This is a genomic window from Chitinophaga sp. 01L420 (assembly GCF_056399985.1).
The window spans coordinates 1-9,352 of the sequence record NZ_JBFTSK010000096.1 but is presented as its reverse complement, the minus strand read 5'-3'; the positions used below and the strand labels follow the sequence as shown (position 1 = coordinate 9,352).

The 9,352-nt window shown below is 40.3% G+C and carries 12 protein-coding genes; 4 read left to right on the top strand and 8 right to left on the bottom strand.

The genetic code is table 11. From position 1 onward, the window contains the following. The 3 genes from AC1DP6_RS36075 to AC1DP6_RS36065 form a co-directional block, all read right to left on the bottom strand. The coding region (locus AC1DP6_RS36075) for a type IV secretory system conjugative DNA transfer family protein (RefSeq protein WP_477059241.1) at window positions 1-1,526 on the bottom strand (1,526 nt) is incomplete at its 3' end. 3 nt (window positions 1,527-1,529) lie between these two features. Beyond that, on the bottom strand, window positions 1,530-2,504 hold the full coding sequence (locus AC1DP6_RS36070) for a DUF5712 family protein (RefSeq protein ID WP_477059240.1): 975 nt from the start codon (window positions 2,502-2,504) through the stop codon (window positions 1,530-1,532). Window positions 2,505-2,509: 5 nt separating this feature from the next. Further along, on the bottom strand, window positions 2,510-3,145 hold the full coding sequence (locus AC1DP6_RS36065; protein ID WP_477059239.1) for a BfmA/BtgA family mobilization protein: 636 nt from the start codon (window positions 3,143-3,145) through the stop codon (window positions 2,510-2,512). A 680-nt stretch (window positions 3,146-3,825) separates the two neighbouring features. Between AC1DP6_RS36065 and AC1DP6_RS36060 the strand changes: the two genes are divergently transcribed. Next, window positions 3,826-4,905, top strand: coding sequence for a PDDEXK nuclease domain-containing protein (locus tag AC1DP6_RS36060; RefSeq protein WP_477059238.1), 1,080 nt, complete (start codon window positions 3,826-3,828; stop codon window positions 4,903-4,905). Here AC1DP6_RS36060 and AC1DP6_RS36055 read toward each other — a convergent pair. Next, the gene (locus AC1DP6_RS36055) at window positions 4,897-5,136 is read right to left on the bottom strand and encodes a helix-turn-helix domain-containing protein (RefSeq protein WP_477059237.1); all 240 of its coding nucleotides are present in this window, start codon (window positions 5,134-5,136) and stop codon (window positions 4,897-4,899) included. The two genes, AC1DP6_RS36060 and AC1DP6_RS36055, sit on opposite strands and share 9 nt — an antisense overlap. A 441-nt stretch (window positions 5,137-5,577) precedes the next feature. Here AC1DP6_RS36055 and AC1DP6_RS36050 point away from each other — a divergent pair, with 441 nt between their 5' ends. The 3 genes from AC1DP6_RS36050 (at window position 5,578) to AC1DP6_RS36040 (ending at window position 7,148) form a co-directional block, all read left to right on the top strand. After that, window positions 5,578-6,258 (top strand): sensor histidine kinase, encoded by a 681-nt coding sequence (locus tag AC1DP6_RS36050; RefSeq protein WP_477059236.1) that lies wholly within the window; start codon window positions 5,578-5,580, stop codon window positions 6,256-6,258. Further along, window positions 6,249-6,491 carry a hypothetical protein gene (locus AC1DP6_RS36045; RefSeq protein ID WP_477059235.1) on the top strand — a complete coding sequence of 81 codons (243 nt, stop codon included), beginning with the start codon at window positions 6,249-6,251 and terminating at the stop codon, window positions 6,489-6,491. Before AC1DP6_RS36050 ends, AC1DP6_RS36045 begins: the two co-directional genes overlap by 10 nt. A gap of 138 nt (window positions 6,492-6,629) precedes the next feature. Continuing rightward, window positions 6,630-7,148, top strand: a complete 519-nt coding sequence (locus AC1DP6_RS36040; RefSeq protein ID WP_477059234.1) for a hypothetical protein — start codon at window positions 6,630-6,632, stop codon at window positions 7,146-7,148. Between the two features lie 219 nt (window positions 7,149-7,367). Here AC1DP6_RS36040 and AC1DP6_RS36035 read toward each other — a convergent pair whose 3' ends face one another. From AC1DP6_RS36035 to AC1DP6_RS36020, 4 genes are all read right to left on the bottom strand, one after another. Continuing rightward, window positions 7,368-7,670, bottom strand: coding sequence for a hypothetical protein (locus AC1DP6_RS36035; protein WP_477059233.1), 303 nt, complete (start codon window positions 7,668-7,670; stop codon window positions 7,368-7,370). Between the two features lie 55 nt (window positions 7,671-7,725). Beyond that, window positions 7,726-8,007 carry a S1 domain-containing protein gene (locus tag AC1DP6_RS36030; RefSeq protein WP_477059232.1) on the bottom strand — a complete coding sequence of 94 codons (282 nt, stop codon included), beginning with the start codon at window positions 8,005-8,007 and terminating at the stop codon, window positions 7,726-7,728. Between the two features lie 514 nt (window positions 8,008-8,521). After that, a complete protein-coding gene (locus AC1DP6_RS36025) occupies window positions 8,522-8,860 on the bottom strand; it encodes a hypothetical protein (RefSeq protein WP_477059231.1) in 339 nt (112 codons plus the stop codon). A gap of 105 nt (window positions 8,861-8,965) precedes the next feature. Beyond that, window positions 8,966-9,193 (bottom strand): hypothetical protein, encoded by a 228-nt coding sequence (locus AC1DP6_RS36020; RefSeq protein ID WP_477059230.1) that lies wholly within the window; start codon window positions 9,191-9,193, stop codon window positions 8,966-8,968. Between the last annotated feature and the right edge of the window lie 159 nt (window positions 9,194-9,352).

The window sequence follows — 9,352 nt, the reverse complement described above, 5'->3', positions numbered from 1 at the left end:
GGTACATACTGTTTAAACATAAAATTAAATTCTTTATAGTTGGAGTTCTGCGCCCTACCAACGAACTGCCCCGGTTTTAGTTGCATAAAGAAGTCTGGATCATATCGCTGCTCCTTCGTTTGACTAATAGATTTACTCGAGCTGGTATTATTAGTACTCTGGCCAGTAGTACGGGTTACTTTTACCTCATCCCGACGGGAAAACTGCTTAGATGATGATTCAGCCCCTTTTACATCTAGTGATCTACCAAAAAATTTATTGCCACAATTTGCCTCTATTGCTCTCAAATCTAGCTCACCATATAGTTTCTCAATTTTGGCGGGGCTTTGTGTAAGGATTACAAAGCTGACAAGATACTCACGCAATAGAGAAAGCAGCCGCTCAAAATTTGGTATCTTAAACGTGGTGGCTTCATCAAGGAAGTTAAAAAACTTTATCCTGTTCTGCATGGTGAACGCTCGGGCCGAAAGGGTTACCATCAAAGATATGATCGGGCCTAAAATTGCCTCCTGCTGAAATGAATTAGCAACTATAAGCAGCTTCGGAGCCTTTGGATCTATCAGGTTATAATCAAAATCATCACCCGATAATATATACTGAACATTCTTATTGAAGGAAAGGGCACTGATATAATTCCCCAATGTGGCCCTCATACTGGCCTGCGTTCGTTCACTTCCTTCTGCTGCCAGATATGCGAATGCCAGGCCTCGGGATTCAGGGCGGGCCTGTAGGAATGTTTGAAGTCTTTGGCTTCTACTTGCATCGCTGTTGGATTGCACTATAAAATTGACAATATGCGGGATGGTGCAAATGTGCGGATAATCCATATAAAAACGAACCGCTACCCCCCGCCATATTCCTAACGCCCCTAAAAACCACTCATCTTGTTTACTTTCTCCCATGTTGGCAATGAGGATATCAGCCATGAGTTGTATAAAAAAGTTGGGGTCTTTTACTACACTGGGTTTTATAAGATTAACGCGGTGGGAACATGAGGGGTTTATAAAGTTGACATGATAAACGGAATGAGGGTAGTTGTGCCGTTTTACCAGTTCAAAAGCTGTTTTAGTATAATCCCCGTCTTTAAAATCAAAAATAAAGCCTGCCCAATGCAACCTGATATAGTGATACAGCAGATGTTTACCTACTGATTTTGTCTTTCCTGCGCCTTGACCTCCATAAACTAGGAAGTTATCAAAGGGATTACGGAAAACGATCTTTTTACCTCCAATGGTTTCTAGGTCGATGAAATCACCTTTAGGCCCGCTTCCGCTGGTACTTCCCTTTTGCCCGTAAAAAAAGCCGTAAAGCACCGCTCCCCCCACCACAGGAATAAACAGGCGTAATAAATAAGCCTTATTAAGATTCACGCGGCCACTCACAAAGTAATACGAGCTTGTCAGTGCCGCTGCGCTCAGTACCGAGGCTATAAAAAAACTATACGTTGAATTTTTACTATACCGTATGCTATATATGATTAGCAGAACCAAAAAACAGGCAACAGTGGCAAGAATCAGGATAACCATAATTTATAACTCTGCGCCTGTGGAAGCGCCTTTGACGATGGATAATAATTTCTGTTTCACTACATTTATTGCGGACGCTGGATTAGTAAGAATCTTTGCAGCCGTCATGATATTGCCAACTACCTGCCTTTCAGTATTAAAACTGCCCTGCAACATTTTGTTTACAGCAGCTCGGGCCGCCTTCTTCGTAATAGAGGCCGGATCTGGTATTACTCCTGTCCCAATCCCCATTTCTCCCTGTTTTCCCCGGTAGCTTTCCTTATCAACCGACTTGTATTTAAACATGCTGTTGAATTTATCCCCACAATCAACTTTAAACTTTTCATGATTAAATCCCTGTTCAACTGCTTTTCCATTCAACTGTTGCTTGCCACCGCGACTACGACTTTCCGGGCTTAGCTTAGTGGTTTGTGTTTTGTCATTCCTGCTTACAACCACATGTACATGCACATTAAGGCCATCTTTAAGCTGGCCAGCCTTTGCCCGTCCTTCCTTAACAGCCATTTCCCACGGTTTCCACTTCCGCATGGTTTCAACCTTGGCGAAATAAACAAGGTCTTTCCCGCTTTGAACATTGGGCCTGTTGAAGTTGCGGGCGTAAATATCCATCACGGATCGGGAATACTCTCTCATTGCTGAAAATACCTTTCCCTGTTGCGCTGTATTCAGCTGTGAAAAGTCATTTATATTTTTCAGACCGGTTTCCCGCTGGATGAGATGCTGCATTTCCCGGTGAGTGGGATTTATGGAGATCATGAAAAATTTATTGTCTTTCCGGGTAAGATGGCGGTTATTGTTATCAATAGCAGCAACAGCTGTGCCTTTGGCAACGCTATCATACTGATGGTTGAAAAACGGCACTTTGTCTGATGCCGCCTTTCCGATATTCTCTTTTTCAAGGTACTGAGCAAGTGTATTACAGCTTCCCTTATTATTCGCTGCTGGGGTTTTGGATGCTTTATGAACTTTAACAAACATATTAATTATTTTAATAACTTATCAATGCGTTCAGTAAAGGCTTGGTATGCGCTTTTAGAAATAATATAGTCGTCATTAAAAGTGTTCTTTTTCATGGTTGCTTTAAGCCAGTTATATAATTCTATAGCCTCGCCTGTCCGATTATTTCCACCTGCAGAAGTGATCTGTGAATCCTGCCTTTCCTTTCTCAACTGTTCTATTTCCCTGCGCAGATCCGAGCCAATAGATCTTTCGGTTTGTAACTGCTGCTGCAATTCCTCAAACTTCTCCCCCAATTTCAGCAGGGTTTCATCATCAATAGGTTGACCATTTGCAGGAAGGTTTGCTGATTGCTCGATAGGTACACTCAGCTGTGCGGCAGAAGAAAAGCGTTCATTTTTACCCTCCCGGATTTCAGTAAGTATCGTTTTAAAAGAATCCTTGTAGTCTTTCTCTTGTGCCTTCTGGATAGCTATAACCCGGTCAATATCTTTGCGCAATTGTATAGTCGGATGGGTCTGAAAGTCGGTGGGCTTAGCCCCTGTAACGTCAAAAAAAGTTACCATACTGACTATATAATCATTCAGGCCGACCTTCCCCCGATCTTTATCTAAGCGAGTTTTTAATGTGACTTCTAACTTTGTGGTGGTGTATTCTGCCATGATATTACATCGTTTAATTTACTAATAATCAATATGTTAAATCAGTCCGTTACCCCTATATTACTACCTAAACTACCACCTAAAACAACATATAAATCTAATTATCAATCACTTATGTAATTACAAACCGTACTATGTACGGTTTCTGCTTGCTCATCCTTATTCCCCCACCGAACGGAGTTCGGCGGGGAGGATTCGCCTTGATCTACTGGTAGATCTACTGGTAGATCTCCGGATAAATCTGCCGGATAATCTCCCAAATGATCTTCTGATTAATCTCCCCCTCTTAACCTCCCCGTAGCTCTTCTGGTAAATCTCCCGGTTGAACTTTCCCCTTTGCCCCTTCGCCAAATCTCTCAGTAAATTTGCCTGCTTACTCCATAAGAAACAATAAGGCATAAGCACTATTTTACTACTGAAATGGGAGTATCGTACAATGTGGGGGCAGAACCAGAGATAACGCTCGGTTCAAAATAAAGCCTGCAATATTGTAAAAGAGAACGGCCCTACGGCCTCTGATTCTGGAAGTGGGGGCTGCTGCCGCCGAGCCACCCCCTCCCCATGCCCACCCCTCCCGGCGAGGGTTTCAAACAATGGGAGCCGGCAAGGCCGGTTAATTGTAATGTACATTCCAGAAAGGGGCCTTGCATCTTTGTGTAAGTTCTGTACGTTTGTAAACTATGAATAAAGGAGAGGAATATATAAAGCTAATCACTGAGCTAAAAGAAAGTATCCTGCAGCGCCGATTTGAAGCCGCAAAAATGGCCAACCGGGAGCAGCTCTTATTATACTATTCTGTAGGGTTATCACTACATGGCAAAATATCCGGCGCTCAGTGGGGGGCTAAAATCCTGCAGAATATTTCCGAGGATCTGCAACAGCAAGTGCCTGGCCTCCGGGGGTTTTCTGTGGGCAATTTAGAGAAGATGCGGGCTTTTTACCTTGCCTACGCTTCCTTAACAGATACTTTAATTCCCTCAACAGTGTCGAGGGAATTACTACCCAGCAGCTCAAATATGTTAGATTATGTGAATGCAGACGCCTTTAAGTCTGTTTTCTTACAGCTGGGGTTTTCTCATCATTACAAGCTCCTTAGTGTAAAAGATTTAGCCGCACGATGGTATTACATGCAGGAAGCTGTTACCCTGCGCTGGTCCTTTAGGGTGCTGGAATATAACATAGATACCAATCTCTACCAGCAACGCGGAAAAATAGCAAACAATTTTACAGCTACACTGCCGACCGAAATACTCACCCATGCTGTTGAGGCCTTTAAAGATGAATATCTGTTGGATTTCATAAACATTCAGCCAGCCAACGAACGGCAATTAGAAAATGAGATCATAAATAATATTAAGGATTTTATATTGGGCCTTGGCAGTGGATTTCTGTTTATTGGCAACCAGTATAGACTGGTGGTAGATAGTCAGGAATACTTCATAGACCTACTTTTTTATCATAGGCGCCTGCAGTGTCTTGTCGCCTTTGAGCTGAAAACAGGTAAGTTTGAGCCATCACATGCCGGACAACTGAACTTTTATCTATCAGTATTGGATTCTACAGTCAAAATGCCCCATGAAAACCCCAGCATTGGTATAATCTTATGTAAGGAAAAAAATGCAACGGTAGTAGAGTATGCGTTCCGGTCACTTAGTAAACCTATGGGAGTTGCAACATATAGTTATGAATTAACTACAGATATTCCCGAAGATATGAAAGATGCCCTGCCATCACCGGAAGAATTAGCAAAATTACTGTAAAGGTTCAGTTTTGTAATGCACTGGCTCCAATAATTCGTGAGGATGAACCCTTAAAATTTCTGCTATCGTATATAAATCATCAAGGCGTGGTTGTTCGGTGTTAGTGTTCCACTTGGAGATAGTGCCATAGCCAATATTCGCCTTAACAGACAGGTCTTTTGCTGTCATGTGGCGAAGTGCTAAAACCGCTTTGATGCGATTAAATATAATTTTTGGCTTTGAATCAACCATGATACAAAGCTAATGAATTGAAAATAAGTGCGTTTTATCGTATAATATTAATAAATAACTATATTTCGCTAATTATAATATTATTTTGACATTATTATCCAAATACTGTAATTTCACTAATACGGATATAATTATCTCATAACGACAAACTATCTTATTATGACGTTACATTTGTCACATTTAGACTACTTTTACATAGTATAAAATAATTTGCAGTAGCGCAAGTTCCTTGGTTTTCCGAAACCTCCCATTTCGCTGCAACTATGCACAATAGTTGCGGGATACATGACCGAAGGACAATGCGAAGCTCACAGCGAAGGCGTGAGCTCGTGTTGTTGTTGGTCATGAGGGACTGGGAGGTTCCTAGGAAACCGCAATAGCATTGAGTTCACGCCTTTTCTTTTTAAAAGGCTGTTATCCCACACTAAACCCCCTCAAAGGATGATAACAGAGAAAATAACCGCTCCAAACCTGCAATTAAAAGAAAGAGTTTTAGACCTTTTAAACCCACTGATCCACGATATATCAAAGCCCATTGCTAATATGACTGTCCTACAGCCAGAGCTATTGGATGCCATCAAAAGCGGTGATCAGGGTTTGGCACTTGATTTATTAGCTTCTTACTTTTCCAGTGTTGACGCACTTAGGGAAATGATGAATCGTGTAAATGAAGCTACAAGACAACTAGTAAGATATGGTCCAGCCAATGACGATGTTGTTTCTCTTTACGAGCTATTCAAAAGGATTGAGCTGTTGTTCCTTCCCTCTCTCAGGGCTAAAAGAATAAGATTAAATCGCTATATAGATAAGGACTTTCCTGTTACCATACATGCAGATTGGACCTTTTTACTACGTATCCTTATCAATTTGATAGACAATAGTCTAAAACATGGCCTTGTAGGTGGGAGTATAGAGTTAAAAGCCCTGCAGCATCCCCCGGAAAAATATAGCATTACCATTACAGACAACGGCCCGGGACTTCCTGCAGATCCCCGCACTGATGGACAGGGGCTAATAATTGTAACGGATCTCGTTACAGCAATGGATGGAATAATAGAAACAACCAGCACAGATAAAGGAACAACACATACACTTATTTTTCCTTTGAAAATATGGATATAACTACCCGCGAACAATGGGCTATCGAACTATACGATAGCTACTCTACCATCTGTTACCGTCAACTAATAAAAAACGTTCCCGAAGAAAAAGCAAGTAAGCTACTGGTGGATGTTTTTGAATTGGCTCTTACTGTAGGATTCGACTACAGAGGACAATCCAAAGCAACGTGGATGTTGCGTATGACAAACGCTATATTGAAAAAACATATACCTCTTGATGAAATTAAGTATTGAACAACTACAACTGATACACATTCGGGTTATCTTTTTTGGGGTTAACAAACAATGGATGATATACCGGTCCTGATTCATCGGGACTGGTTTACATTTCTACTTTTATAGATTTCTACTTTTCTACATTCATAATTACATATGTCTGAAAATCATATTGTCGCGCAATTGCACTCTGATAAACACAGTAGCATAGTTATATACACTGGGATGTATGAAGCTATTTTGCAGCTTGGACCTCTCTTCCGAGAGAAGATCATATATAAATGCCGGTGGGCTGATTCTACATATTACCGGAAATTTAGGGAAAACGGTTTTTCTAAAAAGGAAAAAGCCTGTATCGTAGAGGTATGTGGGGAGCTGTTAAAAGACTACGAGCAAAAGTTTAAATATATCCTATTGCCAGTTACAGGTAGATTACCTGATAAAACGTTTCAAATATGCGGGTTAAACCAGCTGCTCCATGATTTGCCGCCAATATACTTATTATCCATTAGTGAACGCCTAAAATGGACAATGGACAAAGCAGTAAGGCGAAGCATCAGAAAAAAACCAATCAATGAAAAGGAAATCAAAGCAGTGAGGGAAATATTTTCTCAACTATTCGCTGATATGCAGATCCTCTACAAAACCATAAAAGAAAATACAATAAACCCATAATAATGATCCTGATATTCAAAACTAACATTAACTGCCCGGAGGTGGCAAAGGCAATCATCAATAAGGTAAAGCAAAATCATGTTGATATAGCATGTACCGTAGATTTGGAGGATTGCGACAAGGTTTTACGTGTTGTGGGAAAAATCCCCACTGATGCTGTAGTGGCGTATGTAGAGCAGATGGGGTATGTATGTGAGGTGATGTAGAGGGCCAGGCCCTCTACTTTTTCATACGGCGCCGTATAATTGAAGTACCGACTATAAAAGCGATGGCTATAATAACTAAGAAAACAAAAACCACTGTCCGATAAACTCCCGTAATCCGCATTTCACCGACCAGTGCAAATATTAGCATTACTCCTAAGAAAATGAGCATCTTAGAGCCATAGACTGTAAAGAGGCCTGATAGTGACTTCATTTTTTTCCCAGTAGGATCCTCTGAAAATTTATCTGTCATGTAGGATTTTAAAAATCCCGGGGGCTTTTTTTCACTCGGCTTCTCCTTTCTTTTCCAGTGTAACATGCGGGTATTGGTTAATAGTTGTAATGTACATTACAACTGTAGTGAAAAATTTAATTTAATGTGCATCATCGTCTGAATATCTCCTATAAATAATTTCACCCCTTCCCTTCTCAGGATTTATTGCTATGATCACTGTATCCCCCTTATAAAAGCGAATAAAGGCTCTTTTTACTTGCCCTTGAAGGTAACCGAGTACCAAACTATCATTTAACAGTTTAACTCGATAATTACCGCTTGGAAGGGCTCTAACCACCACCCCCTTAATTTGCTTTTCCTGAGCTATCGAAACAAAAGGGATGAAATAAAGCAACATACCTATAACGCATATGACTTTCATATTTTTGGCTTTTAGCAAATGTGCCTGCTAAACATTCAAAAAACAATAAGGCCATTGTACTATTTTGTTACTGCCAAGGGAGTATTGTGTCGTACCATAGCGGTTTATGGCAATGTGTAAAAATAAGAGGGGTAGTATATGTGGGAATGAACAGAAGTTTTTTTCTGAATTAAGCCTAATTACTTCGTACCTTCTTTTAGCTTCAACAGCTGCGATCTGTCTAAAATTTCATAACGCGCTGGATATTGGCCCTGTTTATACACTTTTAAGATCTCAGCATCCTTTAAGATCCTAATTATTCTTCGTATTGCTGCATCCATCGCACTTAACCTGCTAACACTTCTCTCACGGACATGCCAGTAAACTTGAATGCTGGTACAAGATCCCGTTTTCTCAGTGCAGTGTAGTAAGGCCTCATAGATATAATCTTCTGTTTGCTTGATAGATTGCGTTATAATCTCCTTATGTCCAGTCATACTAAATAAATGTTAATTGAGATTTTACGGATGCAGTCCTACTTTATCTTTGAATACCGAATACTCTGTAATAGCCTGATGGCTACTTTCTTATCAGAAATAGGGGTTCTTTTATCCAATAAAATTTTTAACAACTTAGTTTCTAGTTCTCCTACGGACACACCATTAAGATTAAAATCTGTTAAGAAACGCTCCGTCCTTACATCTTCTGCCTGCAGTTCGATCCAACGATAACCAAAACAAAGCCCTGTGAATATCGCCGCACTGCCTAGAATCATTACTTTTTCTACATGAGTTGTACTGAGTGCAAGGGCAAATATAATAGCAATGGTTGGGACAAATATCCCAACAACGAGTAATATATTGGGGTATCTCATTTGTCTATTCTTTTTACCATATATCGAACGGTTTTAAAAAAAAGCTACTTTGGACAAGTACCCCCAGCTGCAGGTGAGCGGGTACCCAACGTTTTTTGAAACCTTCTAATCTTCTGCTTTTAAAATCTCCTGCTCCAATTCGGTGTAGTCCTCCGGACGAAATAGATCTTTTAACAGCTTCAAAATTTCCACTTTTCCATTTTTGGTTTTACCTGCTACTTTTTCAAGGAAGGATGCAGGCTGCATCGGTGATGCTCCCAAAGCTTTGTGTAGGTGTAAAATTGAAAGTATATCCTGTGTATCATCCATGAAGAAGACATTATTATTATCCATATACTTAACTTTTTTTGATAAAATAAAGTGAATAGCTGAATAATCAGCTATTCACTTTAAAAATTATAATCGACTTTTCGAATGCTTATTGCCAAATACCAGATTTAGGCCGTCTTTCTCAGCAATTACTATCTTAATTCCGTCAGAAATTAATGATAG